Source organism: Actinomyces sp. oral taxon 171 str. F0337 (assembly GCF_005696555.1).
Classification (GTDB): domain Bacteria; phylum Actinomycetota; class Actinomycetes; order Actinomycetales; family Actinomycetaceae; genus Actinomyces; species Actinomyces oris_E.
Genome location: NZ_CP040005.1, coordinates 1,839,827 through 1,860,779 on the forward strand (window position 1 = coordinate 1,839,827; position 20,953 = coordinate 1,860,779).

The 20,953-nt window shown below is 66.8% G+C and carries 16 protein-coding genes and 1 riboswitch; of the genes, 1 reads left to right on the forward strand and 15 read right to left on the reverse strand.

Annotated features, from left to right (window positions below; all coding sequences use genetic code 11):
* Positions 1-30: 30 nt before the first annotated feature.
* The 5 genes from hisD to FBF36_RS08125 form a co-directional block, all read right to left on the reverse strand.
* Positions 31-1,371 carry a histidinol dehydrogenase gene (gene hisD / locus FBF36_RS08105; RefSeq protein ID WP_034491190.1) on the reverse strand — a complete coding sequence of 447 codons (1,341 nt, stop codon included), beginning with the start codon at positions 1,369-1,371 and terminating at the stop codon, positions 31-33.
* A gap of 92 nt (positions 1,372-1,463) precedes the next feature.
* Positions 1,464-3,854, reverse strand: coding sequence for a 5-methyltetrahydropteroyltriglutamate--homocysteine S-methyltransferase (metE, locus tag FBF36_RS08110; RefSeq protein ID WP_009393848.1), 2,391 nt, complete (start codon positions 3,852-3,854; stop codon positions 1,464-1,466).
* The gene (locus FBF36_RS08115) at positions 3,851-5,065 is read right to left on the reverse strand and encodes a methylenetetrahydrofolate reductase (protein ID WP_034491187.1); all 1,215 of its coding nucleotides are present in this window, start codon (positions 5,063-5,065) and stop codon (positions 3,851-3,853) included. The genes metE and FBF36_RS08115 overlap by 4 nt, the downstream gene beginning before the upstream one ends.
* Positions 5,061-5,154, reverse strand: a riboswitch (SAM riboswitch). Its footprint overlaps the gene before it by 5 nt.
* A gap of 64 nt (positions 5,155-5,218) precedes the next feature.
* Entirely contained in the window at positions 5,219-5,587 is a 369-nt protein-coding gene (locus tag FBF36_RS08120) for a hypothetical protein (RefSeq protein ID WP_009393846.1), read from the reverse strand.
* Positions 5,588-5,662: 75 nt separating this feature from the next.
* Positions 5,663-8,167 carry a right-handed parallel beta-helix repeat-containing protein gene (locus tag FBF36_RS08125; protein WP_009393845.1) on the reverse strand — a complete coding sequence of 835 codons (2,505 nt, stop codon included), beginning with the start codon at positions 8,165-8,167 and terminating at the stop codon, positions 5,663-5,665.
* A 186-nt stretch (positions 8,168-8,353) separates the two neighbouring features.
* Here FBF36_RS08125 and FBF36_RS08130 point away from each other — a divergent pair, with 186 nt between their 5' ends.
* Positions 8,354-8,620, forward strand: a complete 267-nt coding sequence (locus FBF36_RS08130) for an RNA-binding S4 domain-containing protein (protein WP_009393844.1) — start codon at positions 8,354-8,356, stop codon at positions 8,618-8,620.
* Between the two features lie 34 nt (positions 8,621-8,654).
* Here FBF36_RS08130 and FBF36_RS08135 read toward each other — a convergent pair whose 3' ends face one another.
* The 10 genes from FBF36_RS08135 to FBF36_RS08180 all read right to left on the reverse strand — a co-directional run bounded on the left by FBF36_RS08135 (position 8,655) and on the right by FBF36_RS08180 (position 20,953).
* Entirely contained in the window at positions 8,655-10,688 is a 2,034-nt protein-coding gene (locus FBF36_RS08135) for a BCCT family transporter (RefSeq protein WP_034491184.1), read from the reverse strand.
* Positions 10,689-11,001: 313 nt separating this feature from the next.
* Positions 11,002-14,595 (reverse strand): DNA polymerase III subunit alpha, encoded by a 3,594-nt coding sequence (gene dnaE, locus FBF36_RS08140; RefSeq protein WP_009393842.1) that lies wholly within the window; start codon positions 14,593-14,595, stop codon positions 11,002-11,004.
* Positions 14,596-14,789: 194 nt separating this feature from the next.
* The gene (locus FBF36_RS08145) at positions 14,790-15,758 is read right to left on the reverse strand and encodes a ketopantoate reductase family protein (protein WP_009393841.1); all 969 of its coding nucleotides are present in this window, start codon (positions 15,756-15,758) and stop codon (positions 14,790-14,792) included.
* A gap of 66 nt (positions 15,759-15,824) precedes the next feature.
* A complete protein-coding gene (locus FBF36_RS08150) occupies positions 15,825-16,463 on the reverse strand; it encodes a GNAT family N-acetyltransferase (protein ID WP_192574964.1) in 639 nt (212 codons plus the stop codon).
* 8 nt (positions 16,464-16,471) lie between these two features.
* Positions 16,472-17,392 carry an RluA family pseudouridine synthase gene (locus FBF36_RS08155; RefSeq protein WP_009393839.1) on the reverse strand — a complete coding sequence of 307 codons (921 nt, stop codon included), beginning with the start codon at positions 17,390-17,392 and terminating at the stop codon, positions 16,472-16,474.
* Positions 17,389-18,192: a signal peptidase II gene (gene lspA, locus FBF36_RS08160; RefSeq protein WP_009393837.1), complete on the reverse strand. Its 804-nt coding sequence runs from the start codon at positions 18,190-18,192 to the stop codon at positions 17,389-17,391. Before lspA ends, FBF36_RS08155 begins: the two co-directional genes overlap by 4 nt.
* A 228-nt stretch (positions 18,193-18,420) precedes the next feature.
* Positions 18,421-19,029, reverse strand: coding sequence for a DivIVA domain-containing protein (locus FBF36_RS08165; RefSeq protein ID WP_034491216.1), 609 nt, complete (start codon positions 19,027-19,029; stop codon positions 18,421-18,423).
* Between the two features lie 164 nt (positions 19,030-19,193).
* Positions 19,194-19,490, reverse strand: a complete 297-nt coding sequence (locus tag FBF36_RS08170) for a YggT family protein (RefSeq protein ID WP_034491181.1) — start codon at positions 19,488-19,490, stop codon at positions 19,194-19,196.
* 12 nt (positions 19,491-19,502) lie between these two features.
* Positions 19,503-19,967 carry a cell division protein SepF gene (locus FBF36_RS08175; RefSeq protein ID WP_009393832.1) on the reverse strand — a complete coding sequence of 155 codons (465 nt, stop codon included), beginning with the start codon at positions 19,965-19,967 and terminating at the stop codon, positions 19,503-19,505.
* A 152-nt stretch (positions 19,968-20,119) separates the two neighbouring features.
* Positions 20,120-20,953 (reverse strand): polyphenol oxidase family protein, encoded by an 834-nt coding sequence (locus tag FBF36_RS08180; protein ID WP_034491178.1) that lies wholly within the window; start codon positions 20,951-20,953, stop codon positions 20,120-20,122.

The window sequence follows — 20,953 nt, forward strand, 5'->3', positions numbered from 1 at the left end:
TGAGCTCGAAAGACCTGTTCAGCAGCTTTTTCACTGCCTCCGGGCACGGGCCGCCTCACCGTGGGCGGGCAGGTCCTCGCAGCCTGCCAGAACCTCCAGCGCAGGAGTCATGGCCTCCAGGGCGCACGCACTGTACTCGATGAGCTGGACCGGTTTGAGGAAGGCCATCACGCTCAGTCCAGCCGCGAATCGGGCGGTCCCACCGGTGGGCAGGACATGGTTGGAGCCGGCCAGGTAATCCCCCAGGGGCACAGGGCTGTAGGGCCCGATGAAGATGGCGCCGGCGTTGCGGATCCGACGCGCGACCTCTGGAGCATCGGACGTGTGGATCTCCAGATGCTCGGCCGCGTAGGCGTTGGCAACCTCAATGGCCTGCGTGAGGTCACGTACTAGAACGGTTCCCGACTGCGGACCGTTCAGGGCGGTCGATGCCCGTTCCAGGTGCCGGGTCGCACTGAGCCTGCGCTCAAGCGCCGCATCGACGGCGTCGGCCAGCTCCGGGGAGTCGGTGATGAGGACGCTGCCGGCGTTGGGGTCATGCTCCGCCTGGGAGAGCAGGTCGGCGGCCACGTACTCGGGGTTGGCCCCGGCGTCGGCCAGGACGGCGATCTCGGTAGGCCCCGCCTCGGCGTCGATGCCGACCGCTCCCATGACGGCTCGCTTGGCAGCCGCCACGTAGACGTTGCCGGGACCGGTGATGACGTCGACGCCCCGGCACAGGACCTCTCCCCCGGCGTCTGCACGGTCGGTGTCGTCCTGGGCGTCAGCACCGTAGGCGAGCATCGCGACTGCCTGGGCACCGCCGACGGCGTAGACCTCGGTGATCCCGAGCAGCGCGCACGCCGCCAGGATCGTCGGGTGAGGCAGACCTGCGAACTCGGCCTGCGGCGGGCTGGCCAGGGCGATCTGCTCAACGCCGGCGACCTGGGCGGCCACCGCGTTCATCACCACGCTGGAGGGGTAGACGGCCAGTCCTCCGGGAACGTAGAGCCCGACGCGCTCGACGGGGATCCAGCACTGGGTCACCCTGCCTCCGGGGACCACCTCCGTAGTGCGCTCGGCGGGTACCTGGGCGGCGTGCCCGACCCGGTTGTGGGCGATGGACAGCTCGAGGGCCTCGCGCACCGACGGGTCCAGGTCGTCGAGCGCCTGGGCGATGGCCGCAGCGGGCACACGCAGGTGAACGGGGCGCACGCCGTCGAAGCGCTCAGCGGCGTCGCGCAGTGCAGCTGCGCCCCGGGAGCGGACGTCCTCGATCAGTGGAGCCACTGCGGACTGGGCGGAGGCGACGTCAAGGGCGGCCCGCGGTAGGGCCTGTGCCAGCTGGCGTGCAGAGAGTCGGTTACTGCGCAGATCAGTGCGGGTGAGCATGTCCGTAAGCCTACCGGCCACGCACAAGGCGGCCCGGGAGAGCACGTCACCTCTCCCGGGCCGCCTCGCACGCCTGCGGTTGAGTCAGAGGCTCATCGGCCTCCGCGCACAGCGCGGGCGGCACCGACGAGGCTGGCCAGGCTCGCCTCGGTCTCGGGGTAGGCGCGGGTCTTGAGGCCGCAGTCGGGGTTGACCCAGACCTTTTCGGCCCCAAGGGCGTCGACGGCCCGCTGGAGCAGCTCGGTGCACTCGGACTGGCTGGGCACGCGCGGGGAGTGAATATCCCACACGCCCGGGCCGAGCTGACGCTCGAAGCCGTGCTCGGCCACCGCGGGAAGGATGTCCATGCGCGAGCGGGAGGCCTCGATGGAGGTCACGTCGGCGTCGAGGTGGTCGACCGCGTCGATGACGACGTCGAACTCCGAGTAGCAAAGGTGGGTGTGGATCTGGGTGGCGGGAGCCGCCCCTCCGGTGGCCAGACGGAAGGAGCCGACGGACCACTCCAGGTAGGCGGGGCGGTCGGCGCGCCGCAGCGGCAGGGTCTCACGGATGGCGGGCTCGTCGACCTGGATGACGCCGATACCGGCGGCCTCGAGGTCCGCCACCTCCGCACGCAGGGCCAGCCCCAGCTGGTCGGCGACCTGGGCGCGCGGGATGTCGTCGCGCACGAAGGACCAGGCCATGATCGTCACCGGGCCGGTGAGCATACCCTTGAGGGGCTTGTCGGTCAGGGACTGGGCGTAGGCCGACCAGGCCACCGTCATGGGCTCGGGACGGGCGACGTCGCCCCACAGGATGGAGGGGCGGGTGCAGCGCGATCCGTAGGACTGGACCCAGCCGTGCTCCGTGGTCACGAAGCCGTCGAGCAGCTCGGCGAAGTACTGGACCATGTCGTTACGCTCGGCCTCTCCATGGACCAGGACGTCCAGGCCGAGACGTTCCTGAAGGGCGACGACACTGGCGATCTCGGCGCGCATGGCGGCGTCGTAGGCGGCGGCGTCGATCTCGCCCTTGCGCCAGGCGGCGCGGGCCTTACGGATCTCAGCGGTCTGAGGGAAGGATCCGATAGTGGTGGTGGGAAGCTCGGGAAGGCCGAGGCGCTCGTCCTGGGCCGCCTTGCGCTCGGTGTAAGGGGCGCGGGTGCGGTCGGCGTCCGTGACGGCGTCGACGGCGGTGCGCACCTCGTCACGGCGCACACCCGGGTGGGCGGCGCGCTGGTTGCGCAGGTCGGCGTCCTGGGTGAGCTCTGCGGCAATGGCGTCACGGCCCTGGCTCAGGCCCTTGGCCAGGGTGATGACCTCGCCGACCTTCTGATCGGCGAAGGCGAGCCAGGAGCGGATCTCCGGGTCGATGGCGGTCTCGCGCTCGACATCGTGCGGCACGTGCTGCAGGGAGGTGGAGGTCGCCACAGTAATGGGGGTGCCCTCGGGAAGTCGCTCGCGCAGCTGCTCGAGCGTTTCCATGGCCCGGTTCAGGTCGGTGCGCCAGATGTTGCGTCCTGAGACGACACCGGCAACGACGGCCTTGCCCTCCAGTGCCGCCAGATCGCCGGTCTCAGGCAGGGAGCCGGCCACGAGGTCGAGGCCCAGCGCCTCGATCGGGGCATGCCCGAGCACGGGCAGGGCGTCACCCAGTGAGCCGTAGGTTCCGGCCACGAGGATCTGGGGACGCTCCACGATGGCGCCCAGCCAGGTGTAGGCGTCGCGCACGGCGTCGAGGACACGCTGACGCTCAACGTTCCAGGAGTCGGAGACCAGGGCGGGCTCATCGAGCTGGACCCAGGTGGCACCGGCCTCGTGCAGGTCCATGAGGAGGTGGCCGTAGGCGTGCAGAACGTCGCTGAGCCGGTCCAGGGGGTGGAAGCCCTCGGCCGCCTCGTCGGAGGGCTTGGCCATGAGCAGGTAGCTCACCGGTCCTACGACGACGGGGCGCACCTCGGTCCCCGCGGCCCTGGCCTCGCGGACCTGGGCGGCGATGGCTTTGTCGACGTAGTCGATGGGGGTGGAGGCGTCGATCTCGGGGACCAGGTAGTGGTAGTTGGAGTCCAGCCACTTGGTCATCTCCAGGGCCGGACGGGCGCCCTCACCGCGGGCCAGCGTGAAGTAGCCCTCGACGTCAAGGGCACCGTCGGCATTCAGCAGGTCACGGAAACGGGCGGGTGCGGCTCCCAGAGTGGCAGTCACCTGAAGAACCTGGTCGTAGAGAGTGAAGTCCGCGGGGATCGAGGCGGGCTGAGTCAGCCCCAGGTCCGTCAGGCGCGAGCGGGTCGCCCCGCGCAGCTCGGCGGCGGCGTGCCTGAGCTCATCGACGCTCAGGTTCCCCTTCCAGAAGGACTCCACGGCGCGTTTGAGCTCGCGGTCCCTGCCGATGCGGGGGTATCCCAGGATGGTGGCCCCCGGCAGAGGGGCGGAGGGGACCTGTGACTCCGTCACGGCGATCTCAGCCGGTGAGGCGGGGGCGACCGACTCAGGGGTGGCGCTCATGCGTTCTCCTTGGTGATGGTGGTGTGGGGCTGGACAGGGTGGCGGGAAGAGAGTGCTGCACCGGGAGTGCCGCAGCGCAGGAAGGAGGGGCCTCGACCGGGGGTGGCCTGGAGATACCCGCGATCGACGGCGTCGCGCACTTCCCGGTCGGGCGCGGCTCCGGCCAGGATGCCACCCAGACGCAGGTGGCTGATGACGTCGAGGGCCGGCCGAGTGCGGTTGAAGGTGTACAGGTGCAGTCCGGGAGCCCCGGCGCGCAGCAGCGCAGTGGCCAGGTCGAGCGTCGCGCCGATACCGCGTTCCACGAGGGTGGCGCCGCTGGCCGATCCCAGTGAGGATCGCAGGCTCTCGGGCACGCGCACCCCGGTGAGTGCCTCGAGACGGGTGAGCCGACGCAGGTCGGTCAGAGGGATCACCCCGGGGAGGATCGGGATGCTCACACCCGCGTAGGAGGCCGCGTTGGTCAGCGCCACGTAGTCGGCCGCGTCGTAGAACACCTGGGTGATCGCCAGGTCGGCTCCGGCGGCCTGTTTGGCGGCCAGGACCTCGATGGCCTCGATATGGTCATTAGCGGCCGGGTAGGCGGCCACGGCGATCGTGACGTGGCGCCTGCCGTCTCCGAAGAAGTCGGCCTCAACCTCCCGGATGACCCGGACGAGGTCGTCGGCATGGCGCAGCTCCCCAGCGACGTCGTCGGCCCGGGTACCGGCTGGGGGGTCACCGCGCAGGGCGAGGAAGCGCCGCACCCCCATACGAAGGAAGCGGGTGACGATGTCGACGGCCTCCTGCTTGCAGTAGCCGATACAGGTCAGATGCGCCATGAGGGGAATGGTGCTGGACTCCAGAACGTGGGCGAGCACGCACTCGGACGGATTGGTCCGCTCCTGGGCCACGCGCACGCGGGGCGCGACGTCGCACCGGCCCGCTGCCGGCTTCGAAGGACTCCCCTCATGACCCCCGTCGCTGTTGCCTCCTGCGGGGTCGGAGACGAAGGTGGGGCGGTAGGTCACCGAGACGAAGTCGGGTCCGGTGGCAAGAAGCCTGTCAATGCGGCCCCAGGTGGCCGAGGCGGCCTTACCCGGACGTGGCGGGAAGAGCTCCAGGCTGACGGTGGGCAACGGCCGGACGGTTCCGGGGTCGGCGTTACTCAGGCCGTCACCGCAGCTCCCTGCCGCGGCGGTTGGCTCATCAGTGGGCTCGTTGTCTCGCACATCGTCTCCATCGATCCTGGCTGAAGCACCCGCGTACCGGGTTGCTGCGGCGTCATGGAACCAGGTCTCTCGGCCGCTCTGGATGGTCGAGCGTATCAAACCACGACTGTTTCCCACCCTCGCCTGCGTCCCACATAGCGAGAACTGCTCCGCTCAGTCGCCGTCCCGGTTCCCATCCCATCTCGCCCAGCAGGCCCGCCGTTCTGGCGGGGCCCAGCTCGAGTCCCCGGTGCTGACCTCTCCGGTGGCGGCCGAGACCACCAGGGAGGCCAGGCTCGGTTCGCCTCGAGCAGCGCAGTCGTGGCTGATCATGGAGAGCAACGGCCCCATATGACGCGGCAGCACGCTCCGTCCGATCGAGTCACTGAGCTCGCCGTAGGTGATGACCTCACGGTGCTGAGCGATCTCTATCAGGACGGAGCGTGCTGTGTTGGTGGCCTGGGCCAGCCTCGGGGTGAGCCGGTGCATCCTCTCCCCCACTGGGAAGTAGTCACCGACGGTGATGGCGAGCGGTTGAGACACAGTGCGATGATCCGGGCTGTCCGGGCTCCTCACAAGCTCGTTCTCTCTGCGCTTCCACCCCGAGGCCGGCACTGATCAGCTGGACATGCGGCGACGCACCAGGACGAATCCGCCGCCCAGGGCGATGGCGGCCACCGCCAGGACAATGGCGGTCATGCTGGCGCCGGTGAGCGGAAGGCGACCACCACCGGTAGCTGCTGCAGCTGCAGCGGCCTGGCCCTGACCGGCCTGAGCGTTGCCGCCAGGCTTGGCGATGCCGGAGTTCTTCTGCCCAGCACCCGCCTTGGAGCCAGAGGGGCTGGCGGTCTGCGCGCCCTGCCCGGCGGTGCCGGTAGCACTACCACTGGTAGCACTGTCGGCGGCGGTGGAGCCGTTGGTGTTCGGGGAGACAGCGGTGGAGGGCTGGTTGCCGCTCTTCCCGCCGTTACCCCCGGCGTTGTTGTTGGCATTACCACCGTTGTTGTTGCCGCCGTTGTTGCCAGCGTTGTCTCCCTTGCCGCCGTTGTTGTTGCCGGCATTGTTATTGGCATTGTTATTGGCATTGCCGCCGTTGTTGCCACCGTTGTCGGCGGGGGTGTCGCCGGCACCGGGAACGGCGCCACCGCCCCAGGCGACGTTGACCAGTGCACCGCGGTCCACGGCGACGTTGGCATTGACGCCGAGGGTCTTGGCGATGTCCTCGGGCAGGGCGTGGCCGTTGCCGGAGGCGGGGCTTCCCTCCTTGAGGTGGAAGTCCGAGGTCTTGTCCATCGGGTTGGCCGACTCCTTGACGAAGAACGGGTTGTTCTCCGGAGAGCCGTGCAGGTCCAGACCGTTGGACTCCTTACCTGCAGCCTTGACGCTCGAGCTGGCCGTGAAGTCGGAGAGCTTCTCGGCGTTGACCGACTGGGTCTTGCGGTCCGGGCCCCAGTTCCACAGGACCGTGGTGGACAGGGTCTGAGGGTTCTCGTGGCGGTAGTAGGCGTCGTAGTCGATGGTGGTGACCATCTCGTTGGCGTAGACCGCGCCGGAACCGTCCTGGTTGGCCCCACCGAGGACCTGAACCATGGCCGAGTAGCGCCACGGGTCCCCGGGCATGGGGGTGGTCTGCTCGGAGGAGAAGATGTTGTTCATCACCGTGGTGTTGGTGGCGTCCCAGCTCAGTCCGTGCTCGGCGCTCCACTTCTGAACCTGGGTGCACACACCCTGAGCGTTGCGGGCGTTGCAGCCGTCGGAACGGGTGTCCTCCTGGACCCACAGGCTGGTGAGCGCATGGGAGACGGTGTTGTTCCACACGCGGGTGTCATTGGACCCGGAGACGTGGATGCCGATACCGGCTCCGGCCACGATGTTGGAGGCGATGAGGTTGTTGGAGGAGACCTCGTTGAAGACCGCCACCGGGACGTTGACGAAGTAGTTGCCAACGATCTCGGAGTCGATCACGCCCTCGTCGAACCAGACGCCCGCGGCCCGGTTCTGGTCATAGGCCGTGGGGTCGGAGATGTCCACACCGGTGGCCGAGTAGTCCACCGTGTTATTGGCGAAGCGGATGTTCTTGGAGTGGGTGATCTTGGTATCGGCCAGGGTGCAGTAGGCACCACAGTCCTTCGTGATGAAGCCGGAGGTGTTGTTGTTCCTCCACAGGTTGTTCTCCACCTTGGCTCCGCTGGAGTCATTGATGCCGAAGGCGTTGGAGCCGTTGTTCTCGAACAGGTTGTTCGACACGACCGCGTTGGTCGAGTCGATGACCTGCAGCGCTCCGGCGGTCGAGGAGTAGCGGAAGGTGGAGTTCTCGATACGAGGAGCACCATGTGCGGCCACGATCATTCCACCACCGGAGATGGTGCCGATCTCAGGGTCGTTGTAGTCCCAGCGCTGTACCGCGGAGTACTTCTCCACGGTCAGCCCTGACAGGGAGATGTTGTCGGCGTTGAAGGACAGGGCGCGAGAGTGCTGAACCACCTCGACCTGGTGCTGGTTGGGGTCGACGCCGATGACGTAGGAGGTGCCCCGGTGCGGCTTGGCCTTGTAGCCGGCCTGGTTGTTGTGCGGGTTGTTCAGGGTGACCGGGTCGGGGTCATCGACGTAGAAGGTGGACTCGGTGACCTCGTCGCGACTGAGCACCTGGGTCAGGGGCTTGCCGTCGACGAACACCTGCTCGGGGTGGGCGGCGATCCCTTCCTTGGTGGGGTCGGCATTGATGGTGCAGACCGTGCAGAAGCGGACCATGTCCTTGCCAGTGGACCACTTTCCGTCACCGCCGGCGTTCCAGCTGGCGGGGACCTCGGCGCCGGTGAGGACCGGCTTGGCACCTTCGGCCGCCTTGATGGTCACGCCCTTGTCCACGGCGAGCTCACCCTCACGGTAGGTGCCGTTGGCCAGCTCGATGGTGTCTCCGCCGCCGGCCTTCTTCAGGGCGGCCCCAATGGTCTGGAGGGGCTTGGCAGCGGATCCGTCTCCCGCGTCCGAGCCACCCTCGGCCGAGACGTGAATGGTGTTGCCGTCCGCAGCGGCTGCTTCTGGCGCATGAGTCACAGCCAGAACAGGCGCCGACAGCGATAGAGCGAGTATCGCCATCTGGGCGACGATTCGACGCTTCATGGTGTCTCCGTCTCCGTAGTGTGATAAGAACGTCGTTACCCTACCGTGATAAATTATATTTGGCATCCGTTATATCCGCATACTTCCGAGAGACGCTTCTCTCACTAGCGACCTCACAGACCACCTTCCTAAGGTGCTACCTGCCCTGATGTGCACGACTCACGTGCTTTCTGCAAGGATCAACCTATGACGCATGTAACATCCCAGCGGGCATCCCGGTACCCGGTCGTCTCAGTGGCTGGAAGCATCAGGCTCGGACAGTTCCTCAAGCTGGCTGGCCTGGTGGAGGACGGTGCGCAGGCACGCATCGCCATCCAGTCCGGCGACGTCACCGTCAACGGCGCCATTGAGACGCGTCGCGGGCACCACCTGGCCGACGGTGACGTGGTTGTCGTCGATCACCCCGCAGACCAGGTGGGCGCCGCCGTCAAGCAGCTGGGGCCCGGGCAATGAGCCCGGACCCCAGTACCAGGAGCAGTCGAACGGCCTAGCCGTCCTGCCCCTGATCGGATCCTGTCGGTGAGTCATCCGCGCCGTCGACGGCGCGGATATCGGACTTCGGTTCTGCGGCGGTCTCGCCGGTGCCGGCCTCGCTACTCTCACCGTCCCCGTCGTCGCTGTCGGTGGTCGACGACAGGCTGGTGTGCAGCTCGATGGTCTCAACCTCATGCGGCTCATTGGCGGTCGTGACCGCGGTCGTGACCGAGTCGACCAGGACCTGGTTGGCCAGCGAGTGCCGCAGCAGCATGGGGTCGTTGTTCAGGTCCTTGTAGAGTGAGACGCACAGCAGCAGCATGACGAAGACGAAGGGCAGGGCTGACACGATCGTGATGTCCCGCAGGCCGGTGAGGACCTCGCGCGGATCATCCCCTCCGGCTAGCAGCATGGCTGAGGCCACACCACCGGTGGCCACGCCCCAGAAGACGACCGTGAAACGGCTCGGCTCGGTCGCGCCGTTCTCCGAGAGCCCTCCCATGACGATCGAGGCCGAGTCGGCGCCGGTGACGAAGAAGATCGCCACCAGGACGACTGCCAGCACCATGAGGACGATGAGGACCACCTTGTGAACAGGCATGACATTGAGCAGGTCGAACAGGATGGTGTCGAAGTTCAGGTCGGGTGTGCCGTCGGCCTTGAAATGGACGAGGGCGTCCGCTGCCCTGCCAGAGCGCTCGGCACGCTCCTGAAGTCCAATGGCGCCGCCACCGAAGATGGCGAACCAGATGAGGGAGACGACTGAGGGGACGAGCATGACCCCGGTGACGAACTGCCGGATGGTACGGCCACGCGAGATACGGGCGATGAACATCCCCACGAAGGGCGTCCAGGAGATCCACCAGGCCCAGTAGAAGATCGTCCAGGAGGACAGCCACTCGGACATGTCCTGATTCCCGACGGCCGCCGTGCGCGAGGCCATGGCGGGCAGCTCGTCGATGAAGTCACCGATCGCCGAGGGAATGATGTTGAGGATGAACAGGGTGGGGCCGCCGACGAAGACGATGATCGCCAAAAGCACAGCCAGCACCATGTTGATGTTCGACAGCCACTGGATGCCCTTCTCAATGCCGGAGATGGCGGACGCCACGAAACAGGCCGTCAGAATCGCGATGATGCCGACCATCATCGCGGGGGTGGACTTGGTGACCAGATTGGTCGACACCATGCCTCCACCGATCTGCAGAGCCCCCAGTCCCAGGGAGCAGGCGGATCCGAACAGGGTTGCGACGATCGCCAGAATGTTGATGATGCGTCCACCGACCCCGTCGATGGCCTGACGCCCGAACAAGGAGGTGAACATGGCGGAGAAGAGCTGGGAACGTCCAAGACGGTAGGTTCCGTAAGCCATTCCGAGCCCTACCAGTGCATACATCGCCCACGGGTAGATGGTCCAGTGGAACATGGCCGTCCCCAGGGCGGTGCTGGCCGCCTTGGCCGTCTGAGGATCGACGGTGTCCGGCGGAGGCGACATGTAGAAGTAGAGCGGCTCACCGACTCCATAAAAAATCAGGCCGATCCCCATTCCGGTCGCGAACATCATGGAGACCCACGAGCCGGTGGAGTACTCGGGCTCCTCGGCGTCCCCGCCCAAGGGGATCTTGCCGAACCGGGAGGCCGCGACGAAGATGACGAAGACGACGAAGAGGGTCGAGGACAGGACGAACAACCAGCCGAAGTTGCTGATCGTTCCCCCCAGGGCCCACTTGGAGACCCGCCCCAACCCGTGCGGATCGATGAAGCCCCACGCCACGAACGCGATGGTCGCGATCGCGGCGACGCCGAAGACCACCTTGTCCATTCCCTCACCGATGTCGTGAGGCTGGCGTGAGACCGATCGTCTCAGGCGGTCGAGCAGGTGGCGCTGCCGCCGTTTCACGGTTGCCGGGGAGGTCTGGAAGGCCGGTGTGGTGGCCGCCGTGCCCTGGGGAGTCTCCCCTGCCTGCTTTGTCTGCTCTAACTGCGGGCTGCTGTCCCGTTCCTCTTGCTGCGTCATTGTTGGAGGGTTCAGATCCTCGTCACTCATCAAATAACCTCGTAGACAATACAGTCACCGACTGCTTGTGGACATCACGAGACTATCAAGATGAAGCCAGAACGCCACCTGGGAGCGAGCCGTCACTGAGTTTGCACGACCGTGAGAATATAGCCCACACCCCGTCTCCACCTTCCTGGGGCAGGGCTGCACCACGGACGGGCCGCTACGCGTGGTTTATTGATCAGGACACGGCGAGATCACGAACAGTCTTCCGCAACGACGCCCGCGCCGGCCGGCGTCAGTTCGGTGACTCCATCAGGGCGAGTGCAATGCCACTCGGTCACTCACCGGAGAGGAGCCGTTAGTGGCGCAGGCACCCCGGTCCGAGGAGTGCCTTGATGTCGGAGTAGAAGGCGGGAGAGGCCTCCACCCGAAGCGAGGGGGCCAGCTGGGTACGCACCTCGCGCCCCGGGCTGGTCAGTGTCAGACGGACCGTGGACCCGCCCGGGTGCTTGGCGAGCACGTCCTTGAACTGTTCCACCAGCGGCCCGGTGCACCGGTTGGTGGGCAGGGTGATGAGAACCGCCTCGTGGGCGGCGCTGGAGATGTCCGGGATCGTCATCTCCTGGGCGTACAGGGCGACCTGCCCGTCACGCCGATTGAGACGTCCACGCACCGTCACCACCGTGTCCGGGGCCAGCATGGTGGAGACCGTTTGGTAGGTCTGGGGGAAGAAGAGCACCTCGACGCTTCCAGCCAGGTCCTCGACCTGGGCGATGGCCCACAGGTTGCCCTGCTTGGTGGTCTTGCGGGTCAGCGAGGTGATGAGGCCGGCAATGGTGACCATGGCGCCGTCGGGCAGCTCGTCGTTCTCGTGGAGCTCGGAGATCTCCTTGTCCGCGAGCTTGCCGAGCAGTCCCTCCAGCCCCATGAGGGGGTGGTCGGAGACGTAGAGCCCAAGCATGTCGCGCTCATAGGCGAGCTTGTCCTTCTTGTCCCACTCCGGCAGGTTGGGAACGTCGGAGGAGAAGACCGGACCGTTACCGAAGGGCGAGTCGTCGGCGTCGTCGGGACCGCCCACGAGGGAGGCGAACAGGTCGAACTGGCCGGCGGCCTCGTTGCGCTTGACCCCGATGACCTCGTCGACGAAGTCCTCGTGACAGGCCTGCAGGGAGCGCCGGGTGTGTCCCAGGGAGTCGAAGGCCCCGGCCTTGATGAGCGAGTCGATGGTGCGCTTGTTGCACACGACCGCGGGGACCTTGTCGAGGAAGTCCTCGAAGGAGGTGAACTCGCCCTTCTCCTCCCTGGCGGCCACGATCGCGTCGACGACGTTGATGCCGACGTTGCGCACCGCGGACAGCCCGAAGCGCACGTCCTCGTCGACCGCGGAGAACTGCGCCCGCGAGGCGTTGACGTCCGGGGGCAGCACGGTGATGCCCATGTGGCGGCACTCCCCCAGGTAGACGGCCAGCTTGTCCTTGTTGTCCTTCTGGCTGGTGAGCAGGGCGGCCATGTACTCGGTGGGATAATGCGCCTTGAGGTAGGCCGTCCAGTAGGACACGACGCCGTAGGCGGCCGAGTGGGCCTTGTTGAAGGCGTACTTGGCGAAGGGGACGACGACGTCCCACAGGGTCTTGACGCTCTCCTTGGAGAAACCGGCCTGGACCATGCCGGCCTCGAACTCGACGAACATCTTGGCCAGGATGTCCATCTTCTTCTTACCCATGGCCTTGCGCAGCGCGTCGGCCTTGCCCATGGAGAATCCCGCCAGGTCGGTGGCGATCTTCATGACCTGCTCCTGGTACACGATGAGACCGTGCGTGGTCCCCAGAATCGGGTCGAGGGCGTCCTTGAGCTCGGGGTGGATCGGGACGACCTCCTGCAGGCCGTTCTTGCGCAGCGCGTAGTTGGTGTGAGACTCAGCCCCCATGGGGCCGGGCCGGTAGAGGGCGCCGACGGCGGAGATGTCCTCGAAGTTGTCTGGCTTCATCAGGCGCAGCAGCGTGCGCATCCCCCCACCGTCGAGCTGGAAGACGCCCAGCGTCTCACCGCGTGAGAGCAGCTCGTAGGTGGCGCGGTCATCGAGCTCGACGTGGTCGATGTCCAGGGCCGGCTTGCCGTTGGCGACGATGTTCTCCAGGGCGTCGGAGATGACCGTGAGGTTGCGCAGTCCCAGGAAGTCCATCTTGAGCAGGCCCAGGTGCTCGCAGGTGGGGTAGTCGAACTGGGTGATGACGGCGCCGTCCTGCAGGCGCTGCATCATGGGGATGATGTCGGTCAGGGTGGCTGAGGACATGATGACGGCGCAGGCGTGGACGCCCCACTGACGGGTCATTCCCTCCAGCCCCTTGGCCAGCTCGACGATCTTCTGGGCGTCGGGGTCCTCGGCGTGGAGCTTGCGGAACTCCTCGGCCTCGCCGTAGCGCTCGTCGTCGGGGTTGAAGATGCCCTTGATGGAGATGTCCTTGCCCTGGACCGAGGGGGGCATGGCCTTGGTGAGCCGGTCGCCGACCGCGTAGGGGTAGCCCATGACGCGGCTGGAGTCCTTCAGGGACTGCTTGGCCTTGATGACACCGTATGTGACCACCTGGCTGATGCGGTCGGCGCCGTACTTCTCACGCACGTACTCGATGACCTCGTCGCGCCGGCGCTCGTCGAAGTCGACGTCGATATCGGGCATGGAGATGCGCTCAGGGTTGAGGAAGCGCTCGAAGATGAGTCCGTGTCGCAGCGGGTTGAGCTCGGTAATGCCCATGGCGTAGGCGACCATGGACCCGGCTCCTGAGCCGCGTCCCGGCCCGACCCGGATGCCGTGGGCCTTGGCCCAGTTGATGTAGTCGGCCACAACGAGGAAGTAGCCGGGGAATCCCATCTGGGTGATGACGCTGATCTCGTACTCGGCCTGCTTGCGGCAGTCCTCGGGGATGTCGCCGTTGAACCGGTGGTCCATGCCGCGCCAGCACTCCTTGATGAACCAGGACTCGTCGGTCTCCCCCTCGGGGACGGGGAAGGCCGGCATGAACGATGCCCCCTCGTCCACGGTGCGGAAGTGCACGTCGCACTGCTCGGCCACGAGCAGGGTGTTGTCGCAGGCCTGAGGCATCTCGGAGAAGAGACGGCGCATCTCGGAGCCGGGGCGCAGGTAGTAGGTGTCACCATCGAACCTGAAGCGATCAGGATCGGAGAGCACGGAGCCGGAGTTGATGCACAGCATCGCGTCCTGAATGGTGCGGTCCTCTGGGCGCACGTAGTGGGAGTCATTGGTGGCCAGCAGCGGGGCTCCGATCTCCTGGGCCAGGCGCAGCAGGTCCTTGGTGACGCGCTGCTCGATCTCCAGGCCGTGGTCCATGAGCTCGACGTAGAAGAACTCCTTGCCGAAGATGTCCTGCAGCTCTCCGGCAGTGCGCAGGGCCTCGTCCCACTGGCCCAGGCGCAGGCGGGTCTGAACCTCCGACGAGGGGCAGCCGGTGGAGCCGATGAGGCCGCCCGAGTAGCGCGAGAGCAGCTCGCGGTCGATACGAGGCGCCTTGCCCCACTGGCCCTCCAGGGAGGCGAAGGAGTCCATGCGCATGAGGTTGTGCAGGCCCTCGTTGTTGCGTGAGAGCAGTGTCATGTGCGTGTAGGAGCCGCGGGCCGAGACGTCATCGCTCCTCTGAGACTCATCGCCCCAGAAGACACGGGTCTTGTCAAAGCGGGACGTGCCCGGCGTCATGTACGCCTCCACCCCGATGATCGGCTTGATACCGGCAGCCGTGGCGGCCGCATAGAACTCGTAGGCTCCGAACATGTAGCCGTGGTCGGTGATCGCCAGGGCTGGCTGTCCCAGGCGCTTGGCCTCGGCCACGTAGTCCTTGATCTTCCCGGCGCCGTCCAGCATGGAGTAGTCGGTGTGGACGTGGAGGTGGACGAAGTCGTCCTTGGGGGCTGCATCTTCTTGACTGCTCATCTCCGCCATGGCCCCATCCTAGGCCCGCCCGGTGTCGTGTCTCCTGGAGGGACCGAGCGCGTCGTCCGCTGGGAGGGCCGGAGTTTCCCCGGCCTTGAGGGACCGTTGCCGGGGTGGCCGGGAGGTAGCCCGGTAAGCCGGGTGAGAAATCTGCCGCTGGCGGGCGGACACGCTCCCCACCGTGCCCGAGAGGCGATACGGGGTCAGCTGCGCCCTCGGGCGGCGGCCTCCCGTGGAACGAGGAGACTGTGCGTGAGATCGAGGACGGGCGTGGGCACACCCGCCTCGTCGCCGGCGCGGCACAGGGAGCCGAGCTGGGCGTCGAGCTCACTGGGCAGGCCTGAGGCGATGTCCCGTTGCATCGATGTGGTGGCGTCGGCCGGCTGGGCGTCGGCCATGCGCAGGGCCGCGGCGAGCGGGTCGGGGGCGTCGTCGGTGGCCAGGTCGTGCCCCAGGGCCGCGGCGACGGCAACGACCTCGTGCACGGCCTCGGTGAAGGTGTCTCTCAGGTCGCTGCGCAGGACGCCGATGGGCGCGTTCGTGACGGCACCGAGTGCTCCTTGGACGACGACGAAGGAGACTTTGCGCCACAGCTCCGCCCAGATGGAGCTGGGTACCCAGGCGCGGACGCCGGCCGCTTCCAGGGCATCGACCGCGGCGCTGCTGCGAGCGGTGGCGCTGCCGCTCCACTCCCCCAGGGCCAGCGAGCCGGCACTGCCGATGGTGCGGACGTTTCCGGGCGAGATGGTGGCGGAGTAGACGCGGGCGACTCCGGGCAGGACGTGCTCCTTCCCGACGGCGTCGGCGAGCAGTCCGGGCGCGCTGATCCCGTTCTGGGTGGAGACGACGCCGGTGGTGGGGCCGGTCAGGCGCCTGAGCGTAGGAGCGAGCTGCGGTAGCGCATCGACCTTCGTGGTCACGAAGACCAGGTCCGGGTCACCGCCCAGAGCGCCGGTGAGCTCCTCCGGGGCATCACTGGCCAGTGGCGTCTCGATGCGGGCGGTCACGGTGCCGGGCTCGCCTCCGGAGCAGTCGCGCAGCATCAGTCCGCCCGAGCGCAGGGCTGCCAGGGTGCGGTTGTGAACGAGGAACCCGACCTGCTGGCCACTGGCCGACAGGCGGGTGCCGAGCCATCCTCCGATGCCACCGGCACCGATGATGACGATCCGCATGAGTGTCTCCTCTCGGTCCTGCTGTTGTCCGCACGTGCACGTGTGCGGGGGTGTCAGTGGCCGACCTCAGGTGGTGCGGCGGGCACTGCCCTCGGCGCTGATACTGCTGACGGTGCGGGCCATGTCCTGGTGCCAGATGCCGGCGTCGAGGTAGCGGTGCCCACTCAGGACCTGGTATCCGCAGCTCTCGTAGAAGCCCATGGCCTGCTCCTGAGCGGAGAGAACCACCTCCACGCGGGGCCGGTCGGAGTGACTCAGGGCGGTCTGCTCGAGGGCGGCGACGACACGGGTCCCGAGCCCAGTACCGCGCGCGATGCTACGTACGGCCAGCCGACCCAGATGGACCCGACCGGGGTGCTCGGGCTCCATCAGGATGCGTCCGGCGCCCAGGGGCGTGCCGTCGGCTCCGCTGGCCAGGAGGTGGATCGTGGTGGCCTCCTCGTCACGCGCGTCGATCTCCTGGGCGAGGGGAACCGCCTGCTCACCGACGAAGACCTCGAGGCGCACGTCGGCCACGGCCGTGCGGAGCCGGTCAGCCTCGGGGCCCGTCTCATCGCCGCGAGCGGTTGCGAAGCCGATGGGCTCTTGGACGACGGTGGCCGGGCGGATCTCAAGAGCGGGCAGACCGGAACTGTCCCCTTCAGCAACCACCCATGCCGCGGACCAGGAACTCGGGTCGTCGGGTGAGTCTGTCTTGATACTCATGGTGCCGCTCACGGTAGGCGAAGGACGTCGAGGGCGTGGGTGAGGTCGGCAGGGTACCCGGAGGTGAAGACCATGTGCTCACCGGTGATGGGGTGGGCGATCCCGAGCTCGCGGGCGTGGAGCCACTGGCGGATCAGACCGGTGCGTGCCGTCATGGCCGGATCGGCGCCGTAGGTGGCGTCTCCGACGCAGGGGTGGCCAACGGCGGCCATATGGACGCGGATCTGGTGGGTGCGTCCGGTCTCGAGGTGGATCTCGGCCAGACAGGCCCCGGGCATCGCCTCGATGACGTCGTAGTGGGTGATGGACTCGCGCCCGCCCTCGATGATGGCCATCTTCCACTCCCGGCTGGGGTGGCGGCCGATGGGTGCCTCGATCGTGCCGCTGGAGGGATCGAGGTGGCCCTGCACCAGGGCGTGGTAGACCTTGTCCACCGTGTGCTCCCGGAAGGCGCGTTTGAGCACCGAGTAAGCCCGCTCCCCCTTGGCCACGATCATGACGCCCGAGGTGCCCACGTCCAGGCGCGAGACAATGCCCTGGCGCTCGGCGGCGCCGGAGGTGGCCACCCGGACGCGCATGGCCTTGAGAGCGCCGAGGACGTCGGGACCGTCCCAGCCCATGGAGGGGTGTGCGGCCACACCTGCAGGTTTGTCGACGACGACGATGTCCTCGTCCTCGTAGAGCAGCTCCATGCCCTCCACAGGCGTGGCAACCGGTTCGACGGGACGCGGGTCGGGCAGGTCGACCTCGAGAAGCTCGCCCGCATGCAGACGAGCGGACTTGGCCAGGTCCTCACCGTTCCTGCGCACGCCACCGGCCTCGCACAAGTCCCCGACCCGGCTACGGGACAGCCCCGTCATCCTGGCCAGTGCGGCATCGACGCGTTCGCCGTCGAAGCCGTCGGGTACGGGCAGCAGGCGCGTGCTCATTGCTGCTCCGCTGGGGTCGTCCGCGTTGCCGCCTCTGAGGACCCCGATGGCTTCGAGGGCGTCTCGCCGCTGTTCTTCCGGTGGACTCGGGATCCTCGGCGGATTGAGGAGGCCGATCCGCCGGCCCCTCCGTCCTCCGGAGCGTTCTGGGCGCCGGCACGCGTGCCGTCGATCTCCCAGCCTCCCAGGGACAGGATGATGATGCCCGCGGCGGCCAGTACGATCGCGATGTCTGCGACATTACCGACGAAGTAACCGCCGTAGTCGATGAAGTCGATGACGTGTCCACGCAGGAAACCGGGCTCACGCAGGAGGCGGTCGATGAGGTTGCCGACCGCCCCGCCAAGCACCAGACCGAGAGCCACCGCCCAGGACCGAGACGCCAGGTTCCGGGAGACACGGATGATGATGACCACGACCAAGGAGGCGATGAGTGCGAAGACCCAGGTCTGCCCCGTGGCGAAGGAGAAGGCGGCACCCGGGTTGCGCACCAGGACCAGTCCCAGTGCGTGACCGATCAGCGCCATGTGCCGACCGTCGGCCAGGGCGGAGAGTGCCCACTGCTTGGTGGCCTGGTCCACGATGATGATGGCGACCGCCACCAACCACAGCACGATCACTGGGAGGCGTTTGAACCACTTCCTGCCCGCCTCCCCGTTCTCCTGAGGCTTCATGGATCTCTCCATGGCACTGAAGGGGTTGTCTGTGGGCAGCGAGACAACGTTATCGGTGTTACCGGCGCCACAGGCATTGCCGGCGGCTTCCTCCACGGAGGAGGCAGGATCGACGTGGTCAGGCATAGGGCTTTCTCGCATTGCGTTCAGAGGAGAACAGGTGACGAATGGGCTGTGTACCCAGCGAAGGGCGGCGACCCTCGCGGGTCACCGCCCTTCGATAGAGGCCGCGTCACTGACGTCTGGAGGAGGTGAACCATCCTGAGCGGATGGGGAGCATCGTGATGGGGCTCCATTGGCCAGTCCCTGAAGTGTTCACGAACGTAGGCCGGGAGGCGATCACTGCCTGGAGGATCACAAGCCGGAGATGGAGCTCTCGCCGCCGTCCTCGACGTTGGCCAGAAGGTTCTGCAGGTAGCTCTTGAGGCGAGTGCGGTAGTCGGACTCGAAGCGCCGCAGCTCGTCGATCTTCTGCTCGAGGGCGGCACGCTCCTTCTCCAGCTGGGCGAGGGTGCGGTTGCGCTGATCCTCTGCCTCACGCACGATCTGCTCACCGGTGGAGCGAGCCTCGGTGACAATGCGCTCACCCTCCGCCTTGCCGTTGGCGACGTGCTCGTCGTGGAGCCGCTGGGCCAGCTCGAGCATGCCGGACGCGGCAGCCGGGCCCTGAGCGCCGGAGTCTCCGGAAGAGATGGCCGGCATGGACATGGCAGGCTCTGCCTGGACCGGAGATACCGGGGAGGCGGGGGCGGAGGGGACAGAAGCCCCCTCGCTGAGCTGGGCGATTCGGCGGTTGGCGGCCTCGAGCTTGGCCTTGAGGTCGGCGTTCTCAGCCTCCAGCTGACGCATCGCCTCGACTACCTCGTCGAGGAACTCGTCGACCTCGTCCTGCTCGTAGCCCTCACGGAACTTGGTCGCCTGGAACTTCTTGTTGAGGACGTCGTCTGCTGTCAGCAGCGTCATGGTCGTCACCTCGGTGTCGTTACGGATAAGGTCACGAGCACCGGGCATCCGGTCACTCATGCGGACAGAGTACCTGAACTCGAGGTTCAGGCCACATCAAGCGCGCTATCTCACGCTGACGTGAGAACAGCACTCTAGCGGTTCGCTCACGACTTCACACCTGTTCAGATGAGAAGTCGGAGGAACCACTGGAGCATCCAGATCCCGAAGACCAGGACTAGGAAACTCAGGTCGATACCGATCCCTCCCAGGCGTGCCATGGGAACCCTCCGGCGGATCACTCGCAGAGGTGGATCCGTCAGGGCGTAGACAAGGTTGGCCAGCACCAGGACGACCCCCTGAGGTCGCCACTGGCGGGCGAAGACCTGAATCCAGTCGAGCACGACCCTGACCAGGAGGATGAGGAAGTACAGGCTCAAAATGCTTGACAGGATCCCGGCCACTACAGAGACGAGGTTCACGTACGGGTCAGCTCAGCTCTGGTTGAAGAAGCGGCCGCGAGCCTCGGCGACCTCACCGCCGTCGATCTCCACGCTGGCCGGCGTCAGCAGGAACACGCGCGGGGTGACACGCTCGATAGCGCCGTGCAGGCCAAAGACCAGACCAGCGGAGAAGTCCACCATGCGACGCGCGTCAGACTCACTCATGCCGGTGAGGTTGATGATGACGGGAACGCCGTCACGGAAGGACTCGCCAATGATCCTGGCCTCGTTGTAGGTCGAGGGGTGAACCGTGACGATACGTCGAAGGTCCGGGGCGGCGGCAACGGGTTCGGGCGCAGCCGGGGCGGAGAAGTCCTCATACCCCTCGTCAACGAAGTCCTGCTCGTGCTCCTGCACGGCGTAGCTCGCGTCGGCAGCCTCATAGCTGTCCTCGTAGGTCTCCTCCTCCGGCTCTGAATAGCCGAGGAAACTGGTCATACTGCGCAGCGCGCCCATCTATCGCTCCTTGGTTCGTCCGGTCCCCTGCGTTCCGGATGTGCTGCGACGGTATCCGCCCCCGCGACACCGCTTGGGGACCTCAACTCGGCGTGTCCCCCACCTCAGGTTTCAGGTAGGTCACGCCCAGGATTTATTCAGCAGACTAGGCCTTATCGTGGAATAGCAATACCTGCCAGGCGCCCGGTCACTCCGTCACGACGGTAGGAGTAGAAGCGAGGGTCCTCGTACGTGCACCACCGATCAGCACTGATGTGGCCAACGCCGGCACGCTCGAGCTGAGCGAGGACGCCTGCCGCGACGTCAAGGCCAGGCGTGCCCCACGATGTGCGTGAGGCGCACGCCGGTTCGCGCTGCGCGGACAGCGCGAGCATGTCATCTGGGACCTCGTAGCAGGAGCCACAGATCGATGGCCCCACTGCGGCCCACAGATCAGCTGGCTCCGCTCCCGCACATTGGAGGAACTCAATCGTGGAGGCGACGACGCCGTCGAGCATGCCTCGCCGCCCGGCGTGCACTGCCGCAGTCAGGGCACCGTCCCCGGACGCCAGCAGAACGGGAACGCAGTCGGCCACGAGCACGCAGCACCCTGCAGGCGCACCAACCGTCCGGGCATCCAGGACGAGCGCGTCCGCCGTGGGCACCTCATCGACCTTGGCAGTGGACACGACGGCGGAGTGAACCTGGTTCATCCAGGCCAGGTGCCTCCCCTGCTCAAGTCCCAGCAGATCCTCGAGTCGACGACGGTGACAATGAACACGTTGTGGGTCGTCTCCGACATGGAGCGCCAGGTTCCACCCGTCGTAGGCGGCCCCACCCCCGTGTCCGCCGCCATCGCCTTCACCTCCCCGGGCATGAGTGCCGGCAGCGTTCGGGACGGAAACGGTACGAGCCCGCAGACCGCGGGTAGTGAAGTACCCACGAGCCCGCGGGCCCAGATCCACCTCGATCAGGTCCGAGATCTCAACGGCGCTGGCATCACACAT

Coding starts and splice junctions, on each gene's coding strand:
- hisD (WP_034491190.1), bottom strand. CDS start 1,371: ATGCTCACCCGCACTGATCTGCGCAGTAACCGACTCTCTGCACGCCAG.
- dnaE (WP_009393842.1), bottom strand. CDS start 14,595: ATGGCGGAGATGAGCAGTCAAGAAGATGCAGCCCCCAAGGACGACTTC.
- FBF36_RS08135 (WP_034491184.1), bottom strand. CDS start 10,688: ATGAGTGACGAGGATCTGAACCCTCCAACAATGACGCAGCAAGAGGAA.
- FBF36_RS08180 (WP_034491178.1), bottom strand. CDS start 20,953: ATGTGTGATGCCAGCGCCGTTGAGATCTCGGACCTGATCGAGGTGGAT.
- FBF36_RS08130 (WP_009393844.1), top strand. CDS start 8,354: ATGACGCATGTAACATCCCAGCGGGCATCCCGGTACCCGGTCGTCTCA.
- FBF36_RS08125 (WP_009393845.1), bottom strand. CDS start 8,167: ATGAAGCGTCGAATCGTCGCCCAGATGGCGATACTCGCTCTATCGCTG.
- FBF36_RS08155 (WP_009393839.1), bottom strand. CDS start 17,392: ATGAGCACGCGCCTGCTGCCCGTACCCGACGGCTTCGACGGCGAACGC.
- metE (WP_009393848.1), bottom strand. CDS start 3,854: ATGAGCGCCACCCCTGAGTCGGTCGCCCCCGCCTCACCGGCTGAGATC.
- lspA (WP_009393837.1), bottom strand. CDS start 18,192: ATGCCTGACCACGTCGATCCTGCCTCCTCCGTGGAGGAAGCCGCCGGC.
- FBF36_RS08175 (WP_009393832.1), bottom strand. CDS start 19,967: ATGGGCGCGCTGCGCAGTATGACCAGTTTCCTCGGCTATTCAGAGCCG.
- FBF36_RS08150 (WP_192574964.1), bottom strand. CDS start 16,463: ATGAGTATCAAGACAGACTCACCCGACGACCCGAGTTCCTGGTCCGCG.
- FBF36_RS08145 (WP_009393841.1), bottom strand. CDS start 15,758: ATGCGGATCGTCATCATCGGTGCCGGTGGCATCGGAGGATGGCTCGGC.
- FBF36_RS08165 (WP_034491216.1), bottom strand. CDS start 19,029: ATGACGCTGCTGACAGCAGACGACGTCCTCAACAAGAAGTTCCAGGCG.